The 24,450-nt window shown below is 55.7% G+C and carries 28 protein-coding genes and 1 other RNA gene; 12 read left to right on the forward strand and 17 right to left on the reverse strand.

Going from position 1 to position 24,450, the window contains the following annotated elements:
- Nucleotides 1-207: 207 nt before the first annotated feature.
- Nucleotides 208-1,068: a phosphoserine phosphatase gene (locus tag IPI71_01050; GenBank protein QQR71150.1), complete on the forward strand. Its 861-nt coding sequence runs from the start codon at nt 208-210 to the stop codon at nt 1,066-1,068.
- 62 nt (nt 1,069-1,130) lie between these two features.
- Nucleotides 1,131-2,255 carry a DUF373 family protein gene (locus IPI71_01055; protein ID QQR71151.1) on the forward strand — a complete coding sequence of 375 codons (1,125 nt, stop codon included), beginning with the start codon at nt 1,131-1,133 and terminating at the stop codon, nt 2,253-2,255.
- Between the two features lie 233 nt (nt 2,256-2,488).
- Here IPI71_01055 and IPI71_01060 read toward each other — a convergent pair whose 3' ends face one another.
- The 8 genes from IPI71_01060 to IPI71_01095 form a co-directional block, all read right to left on the reverse strand.
- Entirely contained in the window at nt 2,489-2,935 is a 447-nt protein-coding gene (locus tag IPI71_01060; protein ID QQR71152.1) for a hypothetical protein, read from the reverse strand.
- 242 nt (nt 2,936-3,177) lie between these two features.
- Nucleotides 3,178-3,453: a DNA-binding protein Alba gene (gene albA, locus IPI71_01065; protein QQR71153.1), complete on the reverse strand. Its 276-nt coding sequence runs from the start codon at nt 3,451-3,453 to the stop codon at nt 3,178-3,180.
- A gap of 16 nt (nt 3,454-3,469) precedes the next feature.
- Complete coding sequence (gene asd, locus IPI71_01070) at nt 3,470-4,486, reverse strand: aspartate-semialdehyde dehydrogenase (GenBank protein QQR71154.1); 1,017 nt, start codon at nt 4,484-4,486, stop codon at nt 3,470-3,472.
- A gap of 50 nt (nt 4,487-4,536) precedes the next feature.
- Complete coding sequence (locus IPI71_01075) at nt 4,537-4,710, reverse strand: 4Fe-4S binding protein (GenBank protein QQR71155.1); 174 nt, start codon at nt 4,708-4,710, stop codon at nt 4,537-4,539.
- Between the two features lie 50 nt (nt 4,711-4,760).
- Nucleotides 4,761-5,537, reverse strand: coding sequence for a 4-hydroxy-tetrahydrodipicolinate reductase (locus IPI71_01080; GenBank protein QQR71156.1), 777 nt, complete (start codon nt 5,535-5,537; stop codon nt 4,761-4,763).
- Entirely contained in the window at nt 5,530-6,405 is an 876-nt protein-coding gene (locus tag IPI71_01085; protein ID QQR71157.1) for a 4-hydroxy-tetrahydrodipicolinate synthase, read from the reverse strand. The genes IPI71_01080 and IPI71_01085 overlap by 8 nt, the downstream gene beginning before the upstream one ends.
- A 14-nt stretch (nt 6,406-6,419) precedes the next feature.
- Nucleotides 6,420-6,608: a 30S ribosomal protein S17e gene (locus IPI71_01090; GenBank protein QQR71158.1), complete on the reverse strand. Its 189-nt coding sequence runs from the start codon at nt 6,606-6,608 to the stop codon at nt 6,420-6,422.
- Nucleotides 6,609-6,660: 52 nt separating this feature from the next.
- A complete protein-coding gene (locus IPI71_01095) occupies nt 6,661-7,236 on the reverse strand; it encodes a phosphomethylpyrimidine kinase (GenBank protein ID QQR71890.1) in 576 nt (191 codons plus the stop codon).
- A 115-nt stretch (nt 7,237-7,351) separates the two neighbouring features.
- Between IPI71_01095 and IPI71_01100 the strand changes: the two genes are divergently transcribed.
- Nucleotides 7,352-7,549: a hypothetical protein gene (locus tag IPI71_01100; protein QQR71159.1), complete on the forward strand. Its 198-nt coding sequence runs from the start codon at nt 7,352-7,354 to the stop codon at nt 7,547-7,549.
- Here the strand turns inward: IPI71_01100 and priL are convergent.
- The gene (gene priL / locus IPI71_01105) at nt 7,527-8,570 is read right to left on the reverse strand and encodes a DNA primase regulatory subunit PriL (protein ID QQR71160.1); all 1,044 of its coding nucleotides are present in this window, start codon (nt 8,568-8,570) and stop codon (nt 7,527-7,529) included. The genes IPI71_01100 and priL overlap by 23 nt on opposite strands.
- Nucleotides 8,571-9,314, reverse strand: a complete 744-nt coding sequence (gene pcn / locus IPI71_01110) for a proliferating cell nuclear antigen (pcna) (protein QQR71891.1) — start codon at nt 9,312-9,314, stop codon at nt 8,571-8,573.
- A gap of 99 nt (nt 9,315-9,413) precedes the next feature.
- Here pcn and IPI71_01115 point away from each other — a divergent pair, with 99 nt between their 5' ends.
- The 8 genes from IPI71_01115 (at nt 9,414) to IPI71_01150 (ending at nt 15,781) form a co-directional block, all read left to right on the forward strand.
- Nucleotides 9,414-10,019: an RlmE family RNA methyltransferase gene (locus IPI71_01115; protein ID QQR71161.1), complete on the forward strand. Its 606-nt coding sequence runs from the start codon at nt 9,414-9,416 to the stop codon at nt 10,017-10,019.
- A complete protein-coding gene (gene moaA / locus IPI71_01120; protein ID QQR71162.1) occupies nt 9,997-10,875 on the forward strand; it encodes a GTP 3',8-cyclase MoaA in 879 nt (292 codons plus the stop codon). Before IPI71_01115 ends, moaA begins: the two co-directional genes overlap by 23 nt.
- Nucleotides 10,876-10,959: 84 nt before the next feature.
- On the forward strand, nt 10,960-11,463 hold the full coding sequence (locus IPI71_01125; GenBank protein ID QQR71163.1) for a hypothetical protein: 504 nt from the start codon (nt 10,960-10,962) through the stop codon (nt 11,461-11,463).
- A 5-nt stretch (nt 11,464-11,468) separates the two neighbouring features.
- Nucleotides 11,469-12,656, forward strand: a complete 1,188-nt coding sequence (locus IPI71_01130) for an ArgE/DapE family deacylase (protein QQR71164.1) — start codon at nt 11,469-11,471, stop codon at nt 12,654-12,656.
- Between the two features lie 163 nt (nt 12,657-12,819).
- Entirely contained in the window at nt 12,820-13,275 is a 456-nt protein-coding gene (locus tag IPI71_01135; protein QQR71165.1) for a metal-dependent transcriptional regulator, read from the forward strand.
- 30 nt (nt 13,276-13,305) lie between these two features.
- Nucleotides 13,306-14,199 (forward strand): zinc ABC transporter substrate-binding protein, encoded by an 894-nt coding sequence (locus tag IPI71_01140; GenBank protein ID QQR71166.1) that lies wholly within the window; start codon nt 13,306-13,308, stop codon nt 14,197-14,199.
- Nucleotides 14,192-14,956: an ABC transporter ATP-binding protein gene (locus tag IPI71_01145; protein ID QQR71167.1), complete on the forward strand. Its 765-nt coding sequence runs from the start codon at nt 14,192-14,194 to the stop codon at nt 14,954-14,956. The genes IPI71_01140 and IPI71_01145 overlap by 8 nt, the downstream gene beginning before the upstream one ends.
- A gap of 3 nt (nt 14,957-14,959) precedes the next feature.
- Nucleotides 14,960-15,781: a metal ABC transporter permease gene (locus IPI71_01150; GenBank protein QQR71168.1), complete on the forward strand. Its 822-nt coding sequence runs from the start codon at nt 14,960-14,962 to the stop codon at nt 15,779-15,781.
- Nucleotides 15,782-16,071: 290 nt separating this feature from the next.
- Here the strand turns inward: IPI71_01150 and IPI71_01155 are convergent, their stop codons facing one another.
- The 7 genes from IPI71_01155 to IPI71_01185 form a co-directional block, all read right to left on the reverse strand.
- Nucleotides 16,072-17,457, reverse strand: a complete 1,386-nt coding sequence (locus IPI71_01155; GenBank protein QQR71169.1) for an NAD(P)(+) transhydrogenase (Re/Si-specific) subunit beta — start codon at nt 17,455-17,457, stop codon at nt 16,072-16,074.
- A gap of 1 nt (nt 17,458) precedes the next feature.
- Entirely contained in the window at nt 17,459-17,767 is a 309-nt protein-coding gene (locus IPI71_01160; protein QQR71170.1) for an NAD(P) transhydrogenase subunit alpha, read from the reverse strand.
- Nucleotides 17,767-18,909, reverse strand: coding sequence for a Re/Si-specific NAD(P)(+) transhydrogenase subunit alpha (locus tag IPI71_01165; GenBank protein ID QQR71171.1), 1,143 nt, complete (start codon nt 18,907-18,909; stop codon nt 17,767-17,769). The genes IPI71_01160 and IPI71_01165 overlap by 1 nt, the downstream gene beginning before the upstream one ends.
- Before the next feature lie 66 nt (nt 18,910-18,975).
- Nucleotides 18,976-20,607 (reverse strand): DUF5591 domain-containing protein, encoded by a 1,632-nt coding sequence (locus IPI71_01170; GenBank protein QQR71172.1) that lies wholly within the window; start codon nt 20,605-20,607, stop codon nt 18,976-18,978.
- On the reverse strand, nt 20,594-22,048 hold the full coding sequence (tgtA, locus tag IPI71_01175) for a tRNA guanosine(15) transglycosylase TgtA (GenBank protein ID QQR71173.1): 1,455 nt from the start codon (nt 22,046-22,048) through the stop codon (nt 20,594-20,596). Before tgtA ends, IPI71_01170 begins: the two co-directional genes overlap by 14 nt.
- A gap of 303 nt (nt 22,049-22,351) precedes the next feature.
- Nucleotides 22,352-23,044, reverse strand: coding sequence for a hypothetical protein (locus IPI71_01180; GenBank protein QQR71174.1), 693 nt, complete (start codon nt 23,042-23,044; stop codon nt 22,352-22,354).
- Nucleotides 23,045-23,471: 427 nt separating this feature from the next.
- Nucleotides 23,472-24,041 carry a TIGR00296 family protein gene (locus IPI71_01185; protein ID QQR71175.1) on the reverse strand — a complete coding sequence of 190 codons (570 nt, stop codon included), beginning with the start codon at nt 24,039-24,041 and terminating at the stop codon, nt 23,472-23,474.
- A 33-nt stretch (nt 24,042-24,074) separates the two neighbouring features.
- Here IPI71_01185 and rnpB point away from each other — a divergent pair.
- Nucleotides 24,075-24,421, forward strand: an RNA gene (gene rnpB / locus IPI71_01190) — RNase P RNA component.
- Nucleotides 24,422-24,450: the final 29 nt, after the last annotated feature.

The following is a 24,450-nucleotide window of genomic DNA, read 5'->3' on the forward strand; positions in this document are numbered from 1 at the left end:
ACAGTTGAACAAGGGCTCGCGCAAATACGTGAATGCTGTGCGTTCCGATGCCCGGATTTCCCCGTTGCAGAAAGGATCTTCTTTTATCGATTCCTGCAGGAAAGCCTGTGCACACCGGACGCCTGCTGTTGACTGTAGCATCCAATTCATCCGGCACACTGGTTCAAAGGTGATATTCCTCCCGACTGATGTCGAGGCTGGTAAAGCATGCTGAACGAACTGATTGATAAACGAAAAAAGATTCTTGCCGAGTCTGAACAGCATAAAAACCGAAGAAATGATCTCAATGCGCTGGCGAGCAAACATGCCCGGGAGCGGAATGCATTAAACAACCAGACGCGTGAGTTCGTTGAAGATGCCCAGAAGAACAAGGATCTCCGGGACAAGTACAACAACGAAGTCCAGGCTTTAAAAGACCGGCGGAATGAGATCAACGAACAGGCAAATGCCATGTTCGAAGAGATCGAGGCCTTCAAGAAAGAACATGGCGGCATCAAGAACCGGGGACTCAAGGAGCTCCAGAAACAGATCGAACACCTTGAATTCCGCCAGCAGACAGAAGTCTTCTCCACCGATAAGGAGCGGGAACTTATCGAAAAAATAAAGCAGATGAAGGAGTCGGTGCGGGAACAGGAGGCCGAGCTTGAGCAGAATAAGGAGATTAAGGCCAGGATCAACAGTGCACGCGACCTCCGCAAAGAGGCTTCTGAACTGCATGCCAAGGTAACCGAGATGGCAGAACTGGCCCAGAAACACCATGACCTGATGGTGGAGTCCTACCGAAAGGCCGATAAATCAAGGGAAGAAGCCGATATAGCACACAGGAACTTTGTGGAAGCCCAGGAAACGGCCGATGCCGAGCATAAGTACTTCATTGCCTGCCAGAAAGAGCTCCGCGACTATGACAAGGTGATCTCCGGACTTCGCAAGAAGACAAAGAAGGCCAAAGTCACCAAGGAGCAGAAAGCAGTCAGGAAAGAGGCCGAACATCTCTTCAAGATGTTCCGTGCCGGAGAAAAGCTCACTACCGATGATATCCTCCTCCTGCAGCGCTCAAAACTCATATAACCCCTTTTTCAGCCGCGAAACCGACGGAATCATTTAATAGATAAATCACAATTTCTATAGTGATGCAGCAGGGGCTGACACTGGTCCTTTGTGTCGACCGGGATGATGATATCGGGTTCAAGGCAAGAATTGAGAGTCCGGTAACCGGTCGTTCAGCATGTCTCAAAGCTGCAAACACCCTGGCCCTGGCCGATCCCGAAGATTCTGATGTCAATGCTATTTTCCAGGCAGTCCAGGTCTACGATGAACTTGCAGCGAAGGGTGAGCGGGTCGAGATAGCGGTCGTTTCAGGCAACCATTTGCACATGCTGGAAGGGGACCGGAGGATTGCCGCATCAATTGACCGCCTGGTGAGAGAGACAGGGGCATCTAACTGTATCGTGGTCACTGATGGTGCAGAGGACGAGTTTGTACTGCCTCTCGTCCAGTCCCGTGTCCCGGTCTCGGGGGTTCGCCGGGTAACTGTCAGCCAGCTGCCAAACCTGGAAGGGACGTATTATCTGTTAAAGAAGTTCCTCAACGACCCCAAGGTGGCGCGCCTTGTCCTCGTTCCGCTCGGTCTTCTTATGCTGTTGTATCCGATCGCGTATTTCCTTGGCCAGACAGGGCTTGCCCTTGTCATTGTTATCGGTGCGATCGGGATTTATCTCCTCTACAGGGGACTTGGTGTAGATGAGATCTTCCATGGATTCGGCGATGCGCTCCGCACCTCGCTCTCACGGGCAAGATTTTCCTTTATTACCTATATCGCGGGCATCCTTCTGGTCATCATCAGCGTGGTGATGGGGTTGATGAGCATTCTCCTCTACTATGCTGAAGTTGGGTTCCTGATCTACCTGCTGATCTTTGTATATGGCGGGGTGCTCTGGCTCACCCTGGCTGGTATTGTTGCCTCAGCAGGTATCGTGATAGACAACTTCTTCCATGACCGTACAAGTCTTGGCAAGGTCATCGTGTTCCCGTTCTTCATAGGGGCTATCGGGCTGATTGCCTATGGGGCAAGCATCTATGCAATTGCGGTGAGCAATGTCCCCGACTTCCCATACAGCACGGCAAATGCCATCCAGTACATCTTCTATGGAACCATTGGAGGTCTCATCTGTGCACTCGCCGGTATGGCAATCCAGCACATGGTCAACCGGTATCTGCGGGGTCAAGAGGGGCCGGAAATCATCGAGCTTGTCTGACCCCACAATCGCTCTTTCTCATCCCCCGTACCATGCAGGCTTCAGGACAGGCGAAAGGAAACCTGAACCTGGAGCTTCCTGGAAAGCAGGCAAACAGGGCGGGAGGATTTGACAGGATCTACAGGACGAACGCACGTAAAAAACCGTACCACGAAGGTACTTCGTTCAGTCTGCAGGATAGGACGGTCAATGCATCCGCCTGTCCAGCTTCTAACCGCACCGAATACCGCTGATCAGGTATCGAAATACCCTATCCCGTTTGGAACTCCTCCAGCGGAGACAAACTCACGGGAGACCTGCGGGGTGGTTATACGGAGGAACGGGATAATCCCGTTAAAACTATGCTCGGGGAACCAGTATACCCCTCTCCCGTAAGAGTAGGAGACGTCATTTACCACCAGTTCTGCACGGTTGAGTTCAATAGCCCGTACTTCTGCATCCTGATAGTTGAGAACTCTCAGAAGCCTTGACTTGAGATCCTGCTTGCCCAGCAGCAATACGATGACCCTTGTCGGCTCGTCAAGGGTATAGTTCACGGTGATATGTGCCCGGTCTCCCGAGAGGGATATGTCGGCATCGTGAATGGTGATATACCCATATTTATCCACAGATGCTGCAGGTGCAGGAACCGCCAGTGCAGCCATAAAAAAAAGGCACACCGCGATGGCCCAGCAATTCATTGCCTATAATGTGTTGAGGAGGCAGATATATCCTTTCTGGTGGTTCCCACCATGAACCGGTGATATGAAACGGTGAACTCATGAGCTGGGTGAAAAAGCATTGGGAAAAGGGTATTGTGCCATTTCATCCACTGCGTGCTTCACGTTGCGATGAGGTGGTATACTACAGTTTTAAAATTGGTTTGGACATGCCCTGATAGTAAGCCTGGTGGAGATACGAGTGCTATCCCCAAAAAATGTAATCACTTCTGGCTGACGAGCACTATTTCAATACTTGAAACATTGGTCTTTCCACTGTCGGTGTCGATGACCTCGGTTGAGGTGAAGATCTCCTTTTTTGCCACGTTTTCAAGGAACCTGTTCAATGCGATTTCTGCCGTGTCGACGGCCCTGGAGATTGCTTTGCCCCGGGCTTTGATGGCTACTTCCGATGCGCCGTTGTTGAACTGGGTAACAACCGCAAGAACGTAGTTCATGACCGGCTTGTTTCCGACGAATACTGTGTTGTCTTTCAGCATGGGTAATACCCCCTCTTCAGAGGTAGTTCTTGGTGGAGATCAGCTCTGCGTTCAGTACAGAGGCGCCTGCTGCGCCGCGAATGGTGTTATGCCCCATGGCAATGAACCGGATTCCTTCCCGGATCCGCCCGACCGATACGGTCATTCCTTTCCCCCGCATCCTATCGAGCCGGGGCTGGGGCCGGTCCGGTTCGGTAAAGAACCTGACTGATTTCTCAGGGAGGGTGGGGAGAGATGAGATCGGCGGGACAAAGTTCAGAAAGGCTTCCGCGACTTTCTCGACGGGATCGGGGATATCGGCCCAGATAGCCATGGTATGCCCATCGAGAACAGGCACGCGGTGGCAACTCGCACTCACAGTGTATGGTGCGGACCTGATCCCCCCACCATCGAGCGTTCCCATGATTTTGAGCGTTTCAGTCTCCATCTTCTGTTCCTCCTGCCCGATATAGGGAATGACATTGTCAAAGATCCCCATTGCCGGCACTCCCTCAAATCCAGCTCCTGAAATGGCCTGCATGGTGGCGACCCGGATATCGCTGAACCCGAAATTACGGATAGGAGCGAGGGCGAGTGCCAGGACAATGGTCGAGCAATTGGGATTGGTCACGATGAACCCATCCTGCCCGCGGTCCCGCTGTACGTCGATCAGGCCGAGATGGTCCGGGTTCACTTCGGCGACTACCAGGGGCACATCGGGGTCCATCCGGTGAGAACTGGCATTGCTGCAGACACCGAGGCCTGCCCGGGCACACCCGGTCTCTATGTCTCCTGCAATGTCTGCTGGGAGCGCTGAGAATACCAGATCCACCTCCCTCAAGCTCGAAACATCGGTAGGACTGACCCTGATATTGCCGGCCTGTTCAGGAAACGGTACGTCAAGGCGCCACTTGACCACGTCGCGGTACAGCTTGCCTGCACTCCGTTCCGATGCGGTCAGCGTCGTGAGATTGAACCAGGGATGCTCTGCCAGGAGCTGTACAAACCTCTGGCCGACAGCTCCTGTTGCACCAAGCACTCCGACATTGATCATAGACAAGAGATTTTGTTATGCCGGAGTAATTAAAGAGTTTGCTTTTGTTTTTATTCCAGGGTAATTGCCTCTGATGGGCAGACATCCACGCAGGAACCGCAATCGACACAGAGCTCCACAATCACGATGGCCTTCTCGTTTTCCAAGGTTATCGCAATCGCCGGACACTCATCAACACAGGTACCGCAGCCCGTGCATTTATCCTTATCAACAATGGCTGTCATGTTATCCTTTACCGGTTTTTTACGAGAAAAAGAAATATGTTTCTATGTGGTCATTTCGCCGGAGGTCCTTCGATCATGAGCACTTCGTCCATGCTGTAGATACCCGGTTGCTTTCCAACCACCCAGCTTGCGGCCTTCAATGCTCCATGAGCAAAGACTGCCCTGTCATAGGCCCGGTGGGAGAGCTGGATAGTCTCGAAATTGCCCGAAAACAGTACAGCATGATCTCCCACGATATCTCCCCCGCGGATAACATGGACGCCGATTTCCCGGCCACGCTCCCGCATACCTTCACGCCCGTATACCTTTTCCCGGACTCCCAGCTCCTCATCAAGGATTTGGAGGAGAGTCTTTGCCGTCCCGCTGGGAGCATCTTTCTTGTAGCGGTGATGGGCCTCTATGACCTCGACGTCGTACCCGGGAATCATCCGGGCAGCTTCCCGCACGAGCCGCCAGAAGATGTTCACCCCGATGGAAAAATTACTCGAAATGACTGCCGGGACGACTCCTTCAATAGATTTCACCATTTCGGCCCGCTGTTCGGGAGTAAAACCAGTGGTGCCGATCACCAGTGCCGTGCCTGCAGCCGCGGCGACTCTGGCGGTTGCGACCGTAGCCGCCGGGGCCGAAAAATCTATCAGGACGTCAGGCTTTTTCTCGGAGAGGAAGACACCCATCCGGGTCGGGTCCACAACCTCCACGCCGTAGAATGAACCCTTCTTGAGATCGATTCCCCCCGCAAGCTCCAGATCGGGTGACTCATTCACCAGCCTCCCTACGGTTGATCCCATCCGCCCTAAAGCTCCACAGACCACTACCCTAATCATAGCAGGTGAGAACCTCCCGGAGCTGTCCGGTCTTTACCTCGTCGAGTTCATCAAGAGGCAACCTGACCGGTCCTGCCGCCATACCCCTCAATTCAACCGCTTTCTTGACGGGAATGGGATTGGTGTCGATGAACATCGAGCGGAAGAGGGGTGCGAGCTCGTAGTGGAGATCGAGCGCAGTCTCGAAATCCTCCTCGCAGAACGCATCAAACATCGCTACCATCCTCCCGGGTTCGATATTTGCGGTAACTGATATGACCCCATTTCCCCCGAGTGCGAGGATGGGGAAGGTGAGATTGTCATCACCGGAGATGACCGCAAAATCCTCATCGAGAGTTCCCTCAATGATTCGTGATATCTGCCCGATATCTCCCGATGCTTCCTTGACGCCCACGATCCCAGGGTGCCGGGCGAGCTCGATGACAAGGTCGGGGGTGAGGTTCTGGCCGGTTCTCCCCGGGACGTTGTACATTATGAGCGGGATATCCAGGTCCGCAAGAATCGTGTAGTGTTTGACCAGCCCTGAGCGGTTGGGCTTGTTGTAGTAGGGGCTGATGACGAGTACCCCATCGGCGCCGAGATCCCGGGCCGCCTTGGTGAACCGGACTGCTTCGGCCGTATTGTTGGAGCCGGTTCCGGCAATCACCGGAACGCGCCCGTTCACCGCATCGATGGTAACGGCGATGACCTTCTCGTGCTCTTCAAAACTCAATGTTGCTGATTCGCCGGTAGACCCGCATGGGACGATCCCATGCACTCCGTTCTCGATAAGAAACTCGATATTGGACGCAAGACCTTCAAGATCAAGGTCCATGGCAAGATTTCTCTTAAAAGGAGTGACGATTGCCGGAAGAACTCCCTCGAACATACAAGAGGGTAATTCTAGTGTCTTCCTGTATTTATCTTTCTTGTGATGTATCCGGCAACCCGGTTCCGGACACGCTTGCTCTCAATGGTGGTAACCTCACCGACGATTTGCTTGTTCTCGTCAAAGTTATTGGAGAACCTGTTCCCGTATCCAGAGAGCAGATCCGACCCCAGGGCCTTGATGTAGGTTGGTTTGATACCCATGCAACTTTCTCCGGTTTGTTCTTAAATAGTGCACTTCCCAGGCATAATAAATTTATGTCGTTGCCTCCGGATCTTCGAACCTGGTATTATGTGAGATCCTGCTGCTGATCGTTCCGATCACGGTTGCAACCTGCTGGGGGTTCTCCCCGAGGATGCGCACCATGGCCTCTTTTCCCACCGCACCAGTGTCGTATATGATGTCAGGGACTCCCGCCCTGCAGCAGAATGCCACGCCCCAGTCCATGGTTTTCGTGCCGGGAGGTTCCTGTCCCCGGTCAAATGAACACACCTCGAGGAAGAGATCCTCCATGAGATCGATGATTTCTGAAGAGTACCTGATATTGGCAGCGCTCCTGACCTCCGGATCGAATTTCATGGCGGTGAGCACGATCCGGGCAACATGATCGCTTGCGCCGAATGTTACCTGCCCGACCGGTGTTGGCCGCCCGCCTGCACGCACGATCCTTCCCTCGACTGCCGCTACATCAACAGGGGTACGTGCACCCCGGATCGCATACACGATATTGGTCCCCACTTCAGGAATAAGTGCGGGATGCATGGTTCGGGTAATCAGGTCTACTGCTGAACGGAGAGCGAGCAGCACATCATCCCGTTCTTCCGTGGTCATGGTCATCTCCTATCTTCACCATCCTTGCATAAATCCCCTTCTGCCTATCCACGCGGAGGATGCTTACCATGAGACACTCGAAAACATTAAAGGCGACAGGGTACAGTTCTAAGCCATGCAGACCAGAACCCAGGGCATTGACCCCCGGATCAAGGATGTCGCCGCAGCTGCGGTCTCTTTTTTGGTATTCATCGCCCTTCTCCTGGCGCTTCCCGCTGTCCTGAATCCAGGGATTGCCTATCTGTTAGCAATCATCGGATTCATTGTCGTCATGAGCACGGCAGGCTACTTCACGATTGAGAAGTTCCGGTAGACTCGTCTGATTCCGGCTTTTTTCCCTTCTTTTTCCTGATGCGGTAGTAGTTAAGGGGGTGGTTGATCTTTTCACACTGGGCGTCGCTATGGATACATATTCCATACGTCCTCATTGCCGCGCAGGAAGGCGCCGTGTATTCCGTCCCGCTCCGGCCCGAAATATGTTCGACCTGGTACTGCGTCTTTGAGATGTCGAAATCCGGTGCCCGGCAATAGAGGGCAATGATGTCCGATGCAGCCATCCCGATATTATGAAGGAACGCGGTCAGGGCAAACCGGCCTGCATGCGGGATACTGGTACCACCGGTAAGTGCGGCCATCAGGGACTGCATGCAGGGAGGGAATGCATCTTCCTCGACGGCTCCGAACTGTTCGAGCATCGTTTGCTGGAAGAGCCCCTGTATCTCCTCGGTCTGGGGGAGGAGAAGTTTACAGACCGTCTCCGGGACACGGAGGGGGAGCTGGCGAAGAAGGAGCACTCGCACCTGTTCTCTGAGCAGCTCGTTCATCTCAGCCTGGCCGACCCGGACCTTCCCATTCCAAACGTCACGGTTGACGAGTCTCCATCGTTCTTCGTGGAGACCTGCGACAATCTCGACGTACCTGATGACCGGAAGGTCTTTGCCGGCACTGTTCATTCCGATGCTTCCTGCAATGAACCCCCTTTTTTCTTCTTCCTCATCGATCAGGAACCGGTACGCACGCTGAGCCTCGTAACGGGCCAGACGATCCACCAGCGAACGATCGCGGGTGCAGGAAACGATGATCCGGGCGAGGACATACCCTGATACCGATATTTTCACGCCAAGGCTGTCGGATGGGATTTCTCTCGTCCCATCCTGCTGGCCGGGTGCCCTGAGCGCTTCCCTGACACGGTCCATGGCATGGCGAAGTGCTATCTTCCCGGGATTGGAACGAAGGAAATCTTCGATAGTATCGGCATTTCTCCCCATGAACTGTTGCGATTCTTTCAAAAAAGGGTATTTTGCGAAGTCTCTCAGTTCAAGCGCGACCCGCATTCAGTCTGCCTCAATCCGGGGGGCAAGCAGGTATTCGACATGACCGTTCCCGGCAGCGATATAAAACGAGAACTTCGCCGGGTGATCGATGCCGAGCGACACTTCAACCTCTGCCGCCCGGCTCATTACCCGTCCCATGTCTTTGAGGTAGTCGAGCGAGAAGAGCGACCTGGCTTCGATGCTGTTGAGGAAGCTGACCTCATCTTTTCCAAACTCCCTCCTGATGTGGTCGGTATCTCCTTCGGCGGTCATGTAGAAGATCTGGGTCTGGGGATCGATGCCAAGCGCTATCTTGTCGGATATAACCGTTGCCGCCTTGATGGCGTTGTTCAGCTCCGCTCCCGGGAGGACTACTTTTCCGGGGAGATCGATGTTCGGGGGGTTTGGATCTTTCCGGATCGTATTCGGGTCGAGCAGGGTGAGCGAGTAGCGGTATCCCTCAAAACTGATCTTCAACTTGTGGCTGTTCTCCGGAAGGTCGAGGGTGATGATATCGTTCTTACCCATCATTGAAAAGATGTTCTTCATCTTGGCAATATCGAGCCCGAGCTCGTTTTTCGATGAAGAATACGATTCAAACGCCTCTTTTTTCAGGGTGAGGGAGACCATGGCCACATTTGCGGTATCGACCGCCCGGGTGACGATCCCGTTCTCATCAGTATGGAGGCGGCATTCTGTCACCAGTGCCGAAATGGCATCGATAGACTCTTTAAGAATATCTGCATCAATCGTTGCTTTTAACATCATTCACCCCTTATATACTCACTATACACTATGCCACCACATTTTTAATAATATCTCCCTTTTTTCCGCGGCAGGGAGCGTGGTGGGGAGATCGCAGCGATGGGTTCACAGTGGGGCAGGGACAGCGCCTATGTCCGGGCAATGCAGGAAGGGTACCGGTCGAGAGCAGCATACAAATTGATTGAGATTCAGAACCGGTATCACCTCATCCGGGAACATGATAATGTCGTCGACCTTGGTGCTGCACCGGGAAGCTGGCTCCAGGTTATCAGGGCTGTTACCCGCGGAACCGTTCTTGGCATCGATCTTTCCCCAATAGCCCCCCTCGATGGTGTCAAGACCATGGTCGCCGATTTCACGGACCCTGCCCTCCCAGGGCAGGTCAGGTCTTTGGTCGGAACCGTGAACGTGGTGGTATCGGATGCAGCGCCCAGACTTTCTGGGCACAAGAGCTATGACCAGGCACGCGCAATGGCCCTCGGAGAAGACGCCCTTGCCTTTACCCGTAGCGTGCTGAAGCCGGGAGGAAATTTCCTGGTCAAGGCCTTCCAGGGCGAGGACTTCAGCCACCTTCTTGGGGATATCAGGTACCACTTCCTCTCGGCCAGGACGTTCCGAAGCAGGGCCACCCGGAAGGGAAGCTCGGAGATCTATATCATAGCGAAAAATTTTGTGGGCACCCATGAGGCTGAAAGACCCCTATAACCGGCCGGTGAGCAATCTCCGGATTAGCCTGACACCGGCATGCAACCTGCGCTGCATGTACTGCCACGCTGAAGGAGAGGTTTCCCCGCAAGGTCTTCTCTCCGCCAGCCAGATTAGGGAGATCATGCAGGTGGCACGGGAGTTCGAGTTCAGGAGCGTGAAGTTCACCGGGGGGGAACCGACATTACGGCGCGATCTTATCGAGATCGTCCGGGCCGTGCCTGAAGGGATGGAAAGCTCGATGACCACCAATGGAACCCTGCTTGCCGGCATTGCGCAGGATCTCAAGGATGCCGGGCTTTCCCGGGTCAATGTCAGCCTCGACAGCCTCGATCCCGAGACATACCGGAGGATAACCGGCAGGGACTGGCTCTCCAATGTCCTCGACGGAATCGATGCGGCCGTTGCTGCCGGATTGACCCCCGTGAAGCTGAACATGGTGGTTCTGAACGGGATTAACGACCATGAAGTCGATTCATTTATCCGGTTTGTCAGCGGGAACAGGAACCTCATCCTCCAGCTGATCGAGCTGATGGAGATGAAGGAGTGTCCATTCCATAGTGATCTCAACGGGCTCGAGCAACGCCTTGCTGCAGGTTCAACCCAGATCCTTACCCGGAGAATGCATCACCGGAAGAAATACTGTTACAACGGATCCGAAGTCGAAGTGGTCAGGCCTCTCCACAACACTGAGTTTTGTGCTTACTGCAATCGCCTTCGGGTAACCTCGGACGGGATGCTCAAGCCGTGCCTGCTCAGGACAGACAACCACGTTGACATCAGGGGGGCTTGCGGGCACGAGCTTCGCGACCTCTTCATTGAGGCGGTAAGGCGGCGCGAACCGTACTACAAATAGTGAGAGAGGCGGGATCGGCAGCTCTACCCTGCGGGTGGTGGCAGGGTGCGAATTTATATCTCTCACAGGGGTGAATGATACAGCATGGCTTCCGACCGCGAATACATCAATATTCTGGAACATCTGTACGAAAAGACCCTGATCTTGCACGACGAAACCCTGTGGCACCCGGTGCTCGCGTTCTATTTTATGGATGCACTTGCCCACATCGATTATACGGTCGGCCTGATGGCATACCACTACAAATCCCCGAGGGTCATGATGACCGGTGAGTATCTCCGGTGCAGGGTTGACCAGGAGAAGAGTGGTGACCGTCCGAAATTCCCGGCATTTATCAACTGGCTGAAAAAGAATCATCCGAAACGGTTCGAAGCACTCCCCACGCTCTGGCGAAGGATGTATGACAGCGATGATGAGGCATGCTATGTGAGCTTCCGGATCGTGTTTGACCGGGACAGCAGAGAGCCGATTCGCCCCCATGTCTACCGTGCCCTGATCGAGGAGTTCTTCAACTCAGAGTTCCTCAAAACCCTCTACACCGATGCTTCGCTCGCAATCCTGTTCGAGGAATTCAAGAGTTCCGCGTAACCGAAATGGACGTATCCCGTATCTGCTCTGACCTGGTGAAGATCCGGAGCGAGAACCCGCCTGGTGACACCCGGGACGTCATCGGGTACATAAAGGAACGGACCGACGCCCTTGGCCTGCGGACACGCCTGATCAAAAACCGTGGCCGGAAACATAACCTGGTATCTTCACCAGTCCGCGGCCGGCTCCTCTTCTGCGGTCATGTTGACGTGGTGCCGGCACTCGCTGATGGGTGGGACGAGGATCCGAACTCTGGTGCCATCCGGGATGGGAAGGTTTTCGGTCGGGGTGCGACCGATATGAAAGGAGGATGTGCTGCTATCCTTGCCGCCTGCGGGGAGTTCCTTGCAACCGGGGAAGCGATACCGGCCGATCTCGCTTTCGTCTGCGATGAGGAGACAAGCGGCAGACAGGGAATCCGGTCCCTGCTGGCAAAGAAGCTCCTTTCCCCTTGCGACTGTATCATTGCCGAACCTACGCCGCCTCTCAACCCAAATATCGGCCAGAAAGGGATGATGCGTCTTCGTCTTACCTTCTCCGGGGAAGCGGGACACGGGTCACTGTACCCTGTCCAAGGGGTAAGTGCAGTGATGGAGGCCTTCTCCTTCCTGGAGTTCCTTGGAAAATTGCACCGGCGCCACTATGAGCCCGATGATCCCAGGATTGCAAAGATCATACGGGAATCTGCAGGGATCCTGCGGGAGGTTCTCTCCATGGAGGATGCGGGCACCATTCTCACCCATATCATGTTCAATCCCGGCAAGATCATGGGGGGAGAGAAGGCAAATATCATCGCCCAGCGGTGCGTGCTTGAAATCGATCTCCGCCTCCCCTGGGGGGTGTCGCCTGAGTCTCTCCTCGAAGAGATCAGGGCCAATGCCCCGCGGGCTTCAATCGAAGTGGGAAATGTCTCCGGGCCGAGTATCTCCTCCCCGGACTCGCCACTCGTCACCTGGATCCTGGAGGAGATCTTGAACGTCCACGGGCAACCTGCGCACCCAATCGTGCAGTGGGCGGCAAGCGATGCCCGATATCTCCGGAAGGAGGGTTTTTCCGTGGTCGAGTATGGCCCGGGTGTAATACACACCCTCCATGCCGTCAACGAGTATACGACCATTGAGTCGCTTGAGAATGCCGTGAAGGTATACCTGGGAATGATGGGGAGGTACAGAGACGCCCCGGGAAGAATATAGGGTTACTGCAGGGGTACCTTGTCCAACCCGTTTTCTTACTCATTCCACCCTGGTTCACCTCTCCGGACAAAAAAAAGATTTGCAGGAAGTGCTCGTCCAATTGGTGGGAGAAATCCAGTTACTGGAAAAATTTAGATAGTATACAAAAAAATATTTTATCGTCATGAAAGAGGTTTGTACCCTCTCGCCCCGGAAGGCGGAATACATGAAGTATCTGTACCTGCAGGGAGGGCTTGTCAAAACCACCAGGCTCGCCACCCATTTTGGGGTAGCACCCTCTACAATCACGAAAACTCTCGAAGGTATCGCCAGCACCGGGCTCATCGTCCACGTTCCCTACCAGGGAGTTCAGCTCACTGTGCAGGGCGAGGAATGCGCCCGCTTTCTTCTCCGGAGGCACCGGATCCTTGCCCTCATGCTCAGCCGGTTCGGGCTCGCCCCCGAAGAGGCATGCCAACAGGCCACCGCGTTCGAGGGCCATGTCCCGAGATGCGTGATCGACCGGATATGCGCTTCGCTCGGTCATCCCATCATGAGCATCTGCGGGCCTATCGAGCACGATGCATGCTGCTGCCCTCCGGAATGCGATGTGGGATCCCCTCAAGGGCATGAAGGTTGAAAGAGTATTCAAAATTAAAGTGAGCGCATTGTGTTACAGGACAAACGTGTCGTTTCCCGGTCACGCTGCGGGATAGCCCTTCTGTTCCTACTCTGTTTCATCGCATTTACCCTGCTTTCAGCAGGGTGTACGAAAACAGACCGGATCCCTCCCGGATCGGCTCCGCTGACTGTTGCCGTTACCATTCCTCCCCAGAAACAATTCATCGAACGTATCGGCGGTGACAGGGTCCGGGTAGTCGTCCTCGTTGCACCGGGGGCAAATCCTCATACCCATGAACCGACACCTGGCCAGCTCGCGGAGATCGGCAAGGCGGACCTTTATACCGCTGTCGGCTCGGGAATCGAGTTCGAACGGGTGTGGATGGATAAGATCCGTGGTGTGAACCCCCTGATGCCAGTAGTTGATAGTTCCCGCGGGATCGAGATGATAAACGGGGATCCCCATACCTGGCTCTCACCACGCAATGCGATGATCATGGTAAACAATTCCTGTGAGGGCCTGGTCAACATCGATCCCAACCATGAAGCTTTTTACCGGAATAACCGCGATGAATACCTGGCAGAACTCACCGGGCTCGACCGGTACATCAGCCAGACCCTTGCAGGGGCGTCACACCGGGAGGTCATGGTAAGCCATGCGGGATGGGCGTATTTCGCGAGGGATTACGACCTCGACCTCATCACAATCGAAGAAGGCGGAAAAGAACCAACACCCGGGGAACTTGAAGATCTGGTCCGCAGGGCGCGGCAAGATACTATCACCGTTGTATTCGCATCTCCTGAATTCAGCACGAAAAGTGCGGAAGTTATCGCACATGAGATAAGAGGGCGCGTTGTGCTGATAAGCCCCCTTGAAGAAGACTACGTAGAGAATTTATACAAAGTCTCGGTAGCATTCGCAGGGAGCTGGAACAATGGATGAGGAAGTTATCGTTGCCGAAGATGTCTGGTACTCACGAAATGATCAGTATATCCTCGAGGGAGTAAACCTCACCATCCGATCGGGGGATTTTTATGCCATAATCGGTCCGAACGGAGGGGGAAAGACCACGCTCCTGAAAATCTTCCTCGGCCTCCTTTCCCCTGACAGGGGGACCGTCCGGATCTTCGGGGGCACTCCTGAAAAAAACCGTTCAAGGCTTGGGTATGTCCCCCAGATGCGGACGTTCGATTTTCATTATCCGATCCGTGTCAGGGACATGGTGCTCTCTGGACGGCTTTCCCAAATTCGCCGGATACCGAGGCGATTCGGAACCGGTGACAGGGCTGCCACCGACCAGGCACTCGAAACCATGGGGATAACCCATCTCGCAGACCGCGAGATCCAGAACCTCTCCGGTGGAGAGCAGCAGCGGGTTATCATCGCGCGGGCTCTGGTAGGCAATCCCGATATTCTCCTCCTTGATGAGCCAACTCTCTCTGTTGACGCCCCGACCCAGGCTGGCTTCTACCAAATCCTCGATGACCTGGCCAGGCGGATGACTATCGTTCTCATAACCCATGACATCGGAGTGGTTGTCTCCCATGTAACCAAAATTGCCTGTCTCAACCGGCGCCTTTTTACCCACGATTCACGGGAGATTACCCAGGACATGATTGACAGTACCTATGGATGCCCCGTTGACATCATCGCTCACGGGTTGCCCCACCGGGTCTTCAGGCATCACGGGGAGGAATAACGGATGTTCGAGATATTCGGCTACCAGTTTTTCCAGAACGCTCTCGTGGCAGGTATCCTTGCCAGCATCGTGTGCGGAGTGATCGGATCCTTTGTGGTCGTCAAGAAGATGGTCACGGTGAGCGGTGGAATTTCCCATGCTGCATTCGGTGGCATCGGGATCGGGTACTTCCTCGGCCTCGATCCGCTGCTCGGCGCCACGGTGTTTACCCTGGGTGTCGCTGGGATTGTCGGGGGGCTTCGTCAATGGGCGTCGCAGAACATAGACACCATTATCGGGGCCGTATGGGCAGCAGGTATGGCGGTTGGAATTCTCTTCGTCTACCTCACGCCAGGGTTCGCCCCCGATCTCTTCGGGTACCTTTTCGGAAACATCCTGCTGGTCCCGCCCGGACAGATCGTGCTAATGTTCATGCTTGACGCCGCCATCGTCCTGGTCGTCGCATTTTTCTACCACGACCTCGTCGCAGTTACCTTTGACGAGGAATACGCCCGGGTCATGAACCTCCCGGTGGGCTGGCTCGTGCTGCTCCTGCTCGTGCTGATAGCCCTGACCGTGGTCATGCTCATACAGGTGGTCGGGATCATTCTCGTTATCGCACTCCTCACGCTCCCGGCGGCTATCAGCAGGGAGTTCTCGTCCACGCTCTTGCGCATGATGATTTTTGCCATCGTCCTTGGAGGATGTTTCACAACGGCCGGTATCCTGCTCTCGTACATCCTGGATGTCCCGTCAGGAGCAACCATAATCCTGGTAAGTACCGCGGCGTATGCCGTGGTTGCAGGAAGACGGGTAATCCGGCCATCACTTGTTCGGGCATGCTGACCGTAACCTGGGAGAGTCAATAAAAAACCCCAGTGCTCCCCCGGACGAGTGGCAAAGCGCCTGAATTTGTATTTTCCCCGGGTAAAGGGTGCATCAACGGGATCGCAGAGCACGCTCATGGCGGACGGATCACGAGCTGGGCCGCTTTCGACCGGGATTGGCATTCTCCCCTTTATCCATGTAGCCTCAGTATGGGATACCGTAGACACGCCTCCCTGATTGGACCCATGCACACAAAAAGCGACGGAGATTCTTTATATCAGCCCATGTGAATGCCCTGCCGTCGAACCTCAGAGCTTCTTGAGAGCCTGTATAAGGATACCGATCGTCGCCTTCGCATCGCCGTAGAGCATTCGCGTGTTGTCCCGGTAGAACAGGTCGTTCTCGATTCCGGCAAATCCCTTCCCAGCACCCCGCTTGAGCACGATTACGTTCTTTGCCCGTTCGACATCGAGGATTGGCATGCCGAAGAGCGGACTGCCCTCCCGGTGCGCTGCCGGGTTGACGACATCGTTTGCACCGATCACCAGAACCACATCGGTATCCGGGAACTCCTGGTTGATCTCATCCCGGTCAAACAGGTGATCGTAGGAGATCCCGGCCTCGGCGAGGAGGACGTTCATATGCCCTGGCATCCGTCCGGCAACGGGGTGGATAGCGAACTTCACGCCGATATCCCTGCTCTCGAGAAGGTCGGTCAGTTCCTTGACCTTCTGCTGGGCTTGTGCGACAGCCATCCCGTAGCCGGGAACGATGATGACGGTGTTTGAATATGCGAGCATCACCGCCGCATCGTCAGCCTCGATCGGCTTCATGCTACCCCGGATTTCCGTGCCGGTCTCCTCGGTTGCGCCGAACGCGCCAAAGAGGATATTCGAGACCGAGCGGTTCATCGCACGCGCCATCAGGAGCGTGAGCAATGATCCTGCGGCGCCAACGATGATTCCCGCGATGACCATTGCATAGTTAGGGGGTGTGAATGAGAAGCCGTCGAGCCCGACCGCAAGCCCGGTCAATGCATTGAACAACGAAATCACGACCGGCATATCGGCCCCGCCTATCGGGAGTGCCATAAGGATGCCGAATCCAAGCGAGAGGAGGAAGAACATCGAGAGAATGAGTGAGAATGCTGCCGGCATCCAGGTCGGCTGCCAGATTACCAGTATGCCGGATGCCACGGCCAGGGCAAGGACTGCCATGTTGAAGGCCTGCTGGCCTGGGAAGGTTACGGGCCGTGGCCGCATCCAGCCCTGGAGCTTCAGGAACGCGATGATGCTTCCAGAGAACGAAACCGCCCCGATAAGTCCTCCGACAACGGCAAGTGCGCTGGTGACTGCAGTGGTGGTCCCGAGGAGGTGGACCGCAGCAATTCCAGCTGCCGCGCCGCCACCCATGCCGTTGTAGATTGCGACCATCTGGGGCATGTCGGTCATGGCAACTCGCTTTGCAGCGATGTATCCGAAACCCCCCCCGATGACAATCCCGATTGCCATCAGGCCGAAGTTGGAGAGGCCTGGGGAGAGGAAGGTGACGATTGTTGCGATCAGCATCGCTGCCCCCGCCCAGATGATCCCGCTCCGGGCGGTGGACGGGTGACTCATACGCTGCAGGCCAATAATGAATATGATGACTGTTGCTATGTAGACCGGGTCGATAAGAGCAGAGAGCTCCACCATCCTAGACCTCCTTTTCCGGCTTCTTCTTGCTGCGGTCGAACATCTGGAGGATCCGCTCGGTGATGACATAGCCCCCGGTCACGTTCGCTGCTCCAAGGACGACCGCGATAAAGCCGATGATCTTTTCCAGGCTCGTGGTCGCAAGGCCGAGTGCAACCATCGCACCGACGAGTACGATCCCGTGAATGAAGTTTGAGCCGCTCATCAATGGCGTGTGGAGAATCACCGGAACACGGCTGATGACGACGTATCCGGTGAATGCGGCAAGAACGGCGATATAGACCGAGATCCAGAACATGGTGATATCCATTACGGGGTTCCACCCCCGAGAAGATCGCGGGTCGGTCCGTGGCGTATCTCGCCGGCATGAACCAGGAGGCTTGCGGCCAGGATTTCATCTGTAAATTCCGTCACCATCCCCCCATCCTTATCCACGAGGAGAGAAAGGAACGAGTGGAGGTTTTTTGCAAACATCTGGCTCGCGTGGAACGGGACTTCTGCCGGGAGATTCAACGAGCCCAGGATGGTGACCCCCCCTTCACGGATGGTCCTCCCCGGAACGGTCAGCTCGCAGTTCCCGCCAGATTCGGCAGCCATATCAACGATAACGGCTCCCGGTCTCATCGTGGCAACAGTCTCCCTGATGATGAGGAGAGGAGCTTTCCGGCCAGGGATACTGGCGGTCGTGATGACGATATCTGCCCGTGCAACTGCTGCAGATACCATCTCCTGTTCCTTAACTTTTTCTTCGGGCGTAAGCTCGCGTGCATACCCACCCTGGCCTTCGGCGTTAATCTCCAGCTCGATGAACCTTGCACCAAGGCTGCGGACCTGCTCTCCGGCGGCGCGCCTGACATCGTAGGCCTCGACAACGGCACCGAGCCGTTTTGCCGTGGCAATTGCCATGAGACCGGCGACTCCGGCGCCGAGAATGAGCACGGTAGCCGGCCGGATCGTCCCTGCAGCGGTCGTCAGCATGGGGAGGAACTTCGGGCAGTGCGCGGCTCCCAGTAAGGTTGCCACGTACCCTCCGGCAGTAGCCTGGGAACTGAGCGCATCCATGCTCTGGGCACGGGTGATTCGTGGAACGAGTTCAAGGGCAAACGCTGTAATCTTCCGGTCCCGCATCCGGATGACAACTTCAGGATTTCGCGCTGCATTCATGAACCCGACCACTATCGTACCTTCGGCCATCTGCTCAACTTCGGCCACAGTGGGGGGCTGGACTTTCAGCACAATCTGTGCACCGCTAAACAGTTCAGCCCGGCTGTGCGCGATCGTTGCGCCTGCCTCCGTATAGAGAGCGTCAGGGTAGTAGGCGCCCGTACCTGCGCCGTGCTCGATCCTGACACTATGACCCGATTTAATGAGCTTCTGCACGACCTCCGGTACGGTTGCCACGCGCTTTTCGCCAGGAGCCAGTTCCTTTGGAACGGCAATCACAAATGGCATGCCTCGTTCTCCCTGCACATGGTTTCCAATTCTCCAACGAAACAGTTGTGGTATACTAATGGAGTGTCACTGTTTCAATACTTTACGCACCCTGACGGCAACACCACGTGATGATCCTTCCATCTCGAACGCCGGCATTGCCGCCCTGCCGGTAGCCAGGGCCTGCGGACCTTCCACCAGAACCTCGTCCCCCTCCCTAATTCGCGGATCTGCCGAGGCGACTCCCGGAGCGAGTATATCACCCCTCACCGGGAAATTATCGATAGTCACCCGGTACCCCTCCGGGATGAACTTCCACCCCTCGAATGTTGGCCGAAGGAGACCGGTTCCGGGATCGAGAGAGAAAAGCGGGTCTTTGCCTTTCCTGACCAGGAGATCCGGGTGCTTCCAGCGGATGCTCATAGCGCGGGTATCCACCTCCACCCCGAACTGGAAGGAGAGGGTCCCACGGACGATATCATGGCGGATGGCCCGCTCGCCTTCCAGGGTTTCGCTGAGACGGGCAAGCGCCCTGTCTGATGCCGGCCGATCGCCCCCGGTACATTCAATTTCCCTTTCGCAGATCGCGGCGGCCATCTCTGCAGCCTGCAGGGCCCCTCCTTCGAGGTGTGCGATAACCCTCCGGTACGGGTGGCGGGAGAGAAAGCCGGCCAGTATACCTGCTGTTGCGGCAAGCTCCTCCCGGTCCCAGTAGCCGGTGACAGGGATGTCATAGTGGGCGGCAGGGTAAATCCGTTCGATCTCGCGGGGGACCAGCCCGAGCGGCGAGGTGACGATCAGTTCCACAGCCCTGCCGGCAACGGCCGCCGTAAACCTGCGGTGGCTCTGGGAGAGGGAGTAGGGCTTTCGTGCAGAGCAGGGGAGAAGGACAGCCACATCGCTCTGGGGAGGGAGATACCGGTCGAGCACGCGGGTCGCAAACCTCCGGACTTCAGGCCGGGAGAGGGCATCCCCGCCCATGGCCCCGAGCCTGACGTTGCGGACTACTGGTATGCGCTCCTCCATGAACAGTGTCCTTGAATCAAGGTGCCGGATAATTGCGACATGCGCTGCCACCATCTGTGCCCGGCTGTCAACAAATTCCCTGGTCTGGTGCAGGAAAATGAACTGCCTGATCAGGGCGAGTTCCCGGTCAAGGGCGAACCGGTTGTGCTGCAGGAGATCGGACTTTCGGCAGCCCGGGCAGGAACATGCCCCTTCGTTCATGATCTCCTGGGGAAAGTTGCCTTCAGGGAGACAGAAGAGTCCTTGAGCGGTTTTCAGGTCGACAGCAGTATAATCGAAGAGGTCAAAGCCTGTGTAGCAGAGGATATGGGCATTTGAGGGCAGCGCGGCCCCCGGTGCATACCATGCTGTATCAGGAGGGACCGCTTTTTTTAACCGGGCGAGCCATTCAACGTAATTCCGGGGGTTCTCAAGAACGGTATGCCAGCCGGGAACGAGAACGCAGTCTCCTGATGATGCCTCCGGTTCCAGTGCCGGGTGAATGGCAACCGGCTGCTCTTTGCCGCGCACATGGTAGCGCCGTGCGAATTCCTCAGGGGCTGCCAGAGGAACGTTGGAGAGCTCCCTGCAGGCAAGGTCAGGGAAGAGGCGCCGCGTATCCACGGCAGCCGGGAGGTGGAGCGGCCCGTCCGGGGTTGCGAGGACCGATATCCGGGCCAAGCCGTCTCGCCGGATCACTTCATACCGGGTCACACCGCACCTCGCACCCAGGAAGCTCCCGCCGGAAAGTGTCCAACCATCGTCCAGGGGTAAAAATACAGAACCTCGATCCCGGGTTGGCGGTCACCAGGGCCAGCACCCCGGCGCAACCCTGCACCACCATCTCCTCGTCCCACTCCGGAATCTCGCTCTGGCCGATTGGAAATGTTTCCCGGAGTTCGGGTGGAAACGGGCCGAACGGAGGCTTGAAGAAGAGGGTCGTGTCGTACCCGGAGCGCTTTTTCCCGTCCACAGCGACGAGCACATTACTGCCGGTTGCAATCCGCCGGATCTGCTGCTGGAAGGCCGCCACCTCGGTCCTGAGACAGCTCTCGCTTCCCCGGTAGAAAAATCTCCGCTTGCTGCTCCGGTCAAACGGCTCAAGCTCCGGACCCCTGCCGAGTAGCTCGCGGTACGCCCGCAGGAGCTGGGGATGGGCCCGGCACCGCTCGTCCACGAGTTCCCATAGCACCCCGTCAGTTATCGCCTGGCGGATACGGGAGATCTCGGCGAGGCTGACTGCAAGGTTGTGGAGGGAGAGGAGCCGGCCCAGGTCGGGCGACGCCCGCAGTTCTGCGGCGGTATAACCCCGGCACACCGGGCAGGGGCAGGGAAGTTCCACAAGCTCGTCGATCCGGTAACTTCCCGAAGGAGTCAGGTACCGCCTGTCCCTGGCATACAGCGCATAGGCGGCGGAATCGAAGACATCGCATCCCATTGCCACGGCAAGTGCGAACATCGAGGGATGGCCTGCCCCGAAAAGATGGATGCACGAGGAGCGGGGGATACCGCGCTGAGCGGCCATCACCACCCGGACCAGCTCCGCGTAGCGGTACGATTCCATCAGCGGGACCACAGCGCCGATAGGACAGAATGAAAAGCCCATCCCCCCGACCATTCGCCCGGCAGCTTCCCGCAGATCCTCGAACATCCCCCCCTGGACCGGGCCGGCGATGGGTGCATCCGGTCCGAGCTTCTCCCGCGCCTCGCGGAGCCGTTCCAGGGTACAGGAGAGGTCGTCTTCCGCTTGTTTTCTACCGGATTCGGGGGAGGTGGGGATATCGAGCGGCACCCAGATATCGCTCCCGATCGCCTGCTGAAATTCCAGGGTCTCGAGGTTTCCGATCTCCACTGCGCCGTAGACCGAGAGCTGGAACGAGCCGGAATCGGTCATGATCAGACCATCGAACCCGAGCAGGTGGTGAAGGCCTTCGCAAAGCGCCTGGTCGCGGTACTCGTTGCTACGGGAGAAGATGTAGGCATTGGTGATGATGCCTTCGGCACCCATCGCTTTCATCTCTGCGGGTGAAACCGGCTGGAGATGGGGGTTGACCACCGGCAGGAGCAACGGAGTCCGGACCGTCCGGTTCCCTGCACGGAGACGGCCGATCCTCCCGGCAATATCCTTGTCGAGAACCTCGAAGCTGAGAGGCATGTAACAGGTCTGCAGTATCTGGGCTCGCGATCAGCAAGAAGGTATGGCTTACAAAGACCCCGTATTGAGCGAAGGTAAAGCGAGGATGTTGTCCTGAATTCCTGCTTTGGGAAAAATGGGATAATTTTTCCTTACCGCAGGTTTCACGAAGCGAAATCCAGGCGGTGAACGGTTTTACCGACGTTCATGACGCTCACTTTGTTCAACCCTGTCTTTAGGAGAACAGCCAGACAGGGAATTCTGCGATGATTGTCTAATCATCGCAGTAAGGAAAAATGGTGCTACCCTTTTTTACGAATCTAATCAACCCAATGTGTATTTCCTGATTAGCTCGGATTTCATCGATGCTAGATTGCCCTGGCCTGTGCTGTAACCCGCAACTTTCTGCATGTGAGCACTATTGACCTTCTGCAACATTCCAGTGTTCGAACCCGTACCCGATTGGACGACCACCACCGGGCTCAACCCTCCTTTTTGTATCCTCTGAAGATTTGCAAGGACTGATGACTTTGTGATGTCCTTTTTCAGGAGAAACCTGTTCAGGAAGGAATTATATGGATCCTCCTGGCTCGTTCCAGAAGATGGTTTGGTTGGATCAAAGGACCCCCCGAGCCTGATGAACATATTGGTACTGGGCGAAAGCTCATACGAAATACGTTCGACTCCGGAAGGTTTCATATATGATAGGGTCAGGATTACCTTGGAAAGCGGCCTTCCGCTCAAAGCTGCCTCGCGGATTATGCTCTTCAGATATGTGCAGAGCACATACTCAGAATTGATTATCCCGTCCGGCCTAATACTGAGCGCGCTGACCGATAGCGGGGCCGTTGCTGTCAGTTCGATTTCCGTCACACCATGGCTTCCCGCCATAACTTCTCTCATGCTGAGACAGGCGATATCAGCATCATAGGCACTGACTGTTCCCACGACAAGCAGGCAGAGGAACAAAGCGCCAGCGACGTTCAGACATTTTCTGGAGTTATTCATGGTCATCATCTGTTGTGTTGAACTATATATTTGTCCCGCTCATATTCCCACGAAGTAACTTCAAAATTGAGAAAGCATTCAGTAAAATGTGTTATCCGCTTTATGTGTATTCCCGACATGATGGGAAAATGATTAAACGGGAATATGAGACTCTTCTTGCCAGGCTAAAATGTGAACTGAATCATTGGACTGACCATCCCGGTATTTCGCTCTTTGATCGAAGATTTCATTAAAATTGGTCAAAGATGCGCTCCCTCTTCAGAGATTGCACAGATATTCACGGAGCTTTGTCGTCAAATTCGTTTGTATTGATGTACTTTTTTACCGGGAAGATTTTTTTTAAATTTATGCAGAATTCACTCAAAGAAGCAATTACAGGCCTTGGCTGAATGATAGTCCTGATAGCGGGCTATAATAATAATTACCTGTTTGAGGATCACCCTTCTTTCTTTTCACAAAAGACCTGCCCTTCGAAGGTAAAGACCTCGATCTTCTCGTTCCGCCAGCAGCCGGCAGGGAGTCCGGCCTTCAGGCAGGTATGATCCAGGAACTCGCGGCTGTCCCACCCCCATTCTACCGGCACCTGGGGAAGGAGCAGTCCGCTCCTCCCGTGCCCCTGGACGATCAGGCCATGCTTCCCGACCTTGACTGCCGCAGGGCGGGCTTCCGGATCCGGAGAGATCGGTTCGGGAATGGACAGGACGGTAACCTCGATTCGCAGCAGCGGGAGCTCCGGTGCACGGACCGGGGGGAAGCGCGGGTCCCGGATAGCGGCGGAGATGGCAGCATCGCAGAGCGCCTCCTTCAGGGAATGTGTCGGGTAAGGAAACCCGATACACCCACGGAGCTCGCCGTCCCTGGTGAGGGTCACAAAGACGCCGCGCTTCTCCGAAAATACCGGGGGGAAGGTCGGAAGGTCCCTGTTCGTCCGGCCGATATGCTTCTCGAGCACCGCCCGGGCGACCCGGATTGCCAGCGCTCCTTCCTCATCGGTGAGGACATGCATCACGCTAAATATATCGGACGCATATATATATAGGAGAGGGAGAGTGCGGCTGACGGTGGCCGGGGCAACCCGGCCGCTGAGGAAAGTCCCCCCACCACCTGGGCACGCAGCCATATGCAAGTATGGGTGGCGAGAGCCACGGCACTGGCACAGAAACGACACGGCCTGCTCACAGCCATGAAGCGACAGAGCCTTCAAGGGCGAGACATGCCGAAAGGCATAAGATAACTCGCTGAGCGCAGGGGCAGGATACGATGAAACGGCGAATCCCTGCGGGTGCAAGCCAGAACAGGGTATCGTGGCTGCTCAGGCACAAATACCCGGGTATGGCGCCAAGCTGAATGCCGCACCGAACAGAAGGGGGCTTACTCCTCCCACTCAATTCCATCACGGTTCCTTCTTCTGGCAT

The organism is Methanolinea sp. (assembly GCA_016699325.1).
GTDB lineage: Archaea > Halobacteriota > Methanomicrobia > Methanomicrobiales > Methanospirillaceae > UBA9949.

What these genes read in the sequence shown, in the direction of transcription:
- albA (QQR71153.1), bottom strand. Translation starts at nt 3,453, where the DNA reads ATGCTGAAAGACAACACAGTATTCGTCGGAAACAAGCCGGTCATGAAC.
- IPI71_01085 (QQR71157.1), bottom strand. Translation starts at nt 6,405, where the DNA reads ATGTTCGAGGGAGTTCTTCCGGCAATCGTCACTCCTTTTAAGAGAAAT.
- IPI71_01135 (QQR71165.1), top strand. Translation starts at nt 12,820, where the DNA reads ATGAAAGAGGTTTGTACCCTCTCGCCCCGGAAGGCGGAATACATGAAG.
- IPI71_01150 (QQR71168.1), top strand. Translation starts at nt 14,960, where the DNA reads ATGTTCGAGATATTCGGCTACCAGTTTTTCCAGAACGCTCTCGTGGCA.
- IPI71_01055 (QQR71151.1), top strand. Translation starts at nt 1,131, where the DNA reads ATGCAGCAGGGGCTGACACTGGTCCTTTGTGTCGACCGGGATGATGAT.
- IPI71_01125 (QQR71163.1), top strand. Translation starts at nt 10,960, where the DNA reads ATGGCTTCCGACCGCGAATACATCAATATTCTGGAACATCTGTACGAA.
- IPI71_01060 (QQR71152.1), bottom strand. Translation starts at nt 2,935, where the DNA reads ATGAATTGCTGGGCCATCGCGGTGTGCCTTTTTTTTATGGCTGCACTG.
- IPI71_01145 (QQR71167.1), top strand. Translation starts at nt 14,192, where the DNA reads ATGGATGAGGAAGTTATCGTTGCCGAAGATGTCTGGTACTCACGAAAT.
- pcn (QQR71891.1), bottom strand. Translation starts at nt 9,314, where the DNA reads ATGTTAAAAGCAACGATTGATGCAGATATTCTTAAAGAGTCTATCGAT.
- IPI71_01050 (QQR71150.1), top strand. Translation starts at nt 208, where the DNA reads ATGCTGAACGAACTGATTGATAAACGAAAAAAGATTCTTGCCGAGTCT.
- IPI71_01115 (QQR71161.1), top strand. Translation starts at nt 9,414, where the DNA reads ATGGGTTCACAGTGGGGCAGGGACAGCGCCTATGTCCGGGCAATGCAG.
- IPI71_01155 (QQR71169.1), bottom strand. Translation starts at nt 17,457, where the DNA reads ATGGTGGAGCTCTCTGCTCTTATCGACCCGGTCTACATAGCAACAGTC.
- IPI71_01160 (QQR71170.1), bottom strand. Translation starts at nt 17,767, where the DNA reads ATGGATATCACCATGTTCTGGATCTCGGTCTATATCGCCGTTCTTGCC.
- IPI71_01080 (QQR71156.1), bottom strand. Translation starts at nt 5,537, where the DNA reads ATGATTAGGGTAGTGGTCTGTGGAGCTTTAGGGCGGATGGGATCAACC.
- IPI71_01185 (QQR71175.1), bottom strand. Translation starts at nt 24,041, where the DNA reads ATGCATGTCCTCACCGATGAGGAAGGAGCGCTGGCAATCCGGGTCGCC.
- IPI71_01130 (QQR71164.1), top strand. Translation starts at nt 11,469, where the DNA reads ATGGACGTATCCCGTATCTGCTCTGACCTGGTGAAGATCCGGAGCGAG.
- IPI71_01165 (QQR71171.1), bottom strand. Translation starts at nt 18,909, where the DNA reads ATGCCATTTGTGATTGCCGTTCCAAAGGAACTGGCTCCTGGCGAAAAG.
- tgtA (QQR71173.1), bottom strand. Translation starts at nt 22,048, where the DNA reads ATGCCTCTCAGCTTCGAGGTTCTCGACAAGGATATTGCCGGGAGGATC.
- IPI71_01180 (QQR71174.1), bottom strand. Translation starts at nt 23,044, where the DNA reads ATGATGACCATGAATAACTCCAGAAAATGTCTGAACGTCGCTGGCGCT.
- moaA (QQR71162.1), top strand. Translation starts at nt 9,997, where the DNA reads ATGAGGCTGAAAGACCCCTATAACCGGCCGGTGAGCAATCTCCGGATT.
- IPI71_01100 (QQR71159.1), top strand. Translation starts at nt 7,352, where the DNA reads ATGCAGACCAGAACCCAGGGCATTGACCCCCGGATCAAGGATGTCGCC.
- IPI71_01075 (QQR71155.1), bottom strand. Translation starts at nt 4,710, where the DNA reads ATGACAGCCATTGTTGATAAGGATAAATGCACGGGCTGCGGTACCTGT.
- IPI71_01090 (QQR71158.1), bottom strand. Translation starts at nt 6,608, where the DNA reads ATGGGTATCAAACCAACCTACATCAAGGCCCTGGGGTCGGATCTGCTC.
- IPI71_01095 (QQR71890.1), bottom strand. Translation starts at nt 7,236, where the DNA reads ATGACCACGGAAGAACGGGATGATGTGCTGCTCGCTCTCCGTTCAGCA.
- asd (QQR71154.1), bottom strand. Translation starts at nt 4,486, where the DNA reads ATGATCAATGTCGGAGTGCTTGGTGCAACAGGAGCTGTCGGCCAGAGG.
- priL (QQR71160.1), bottom strand. Translation starts at nt 8,570, where the DNA reads ATGCGGGTCGCGCTTGAACTGAGAGACTTCGCAAAATACCCTTTTTTG.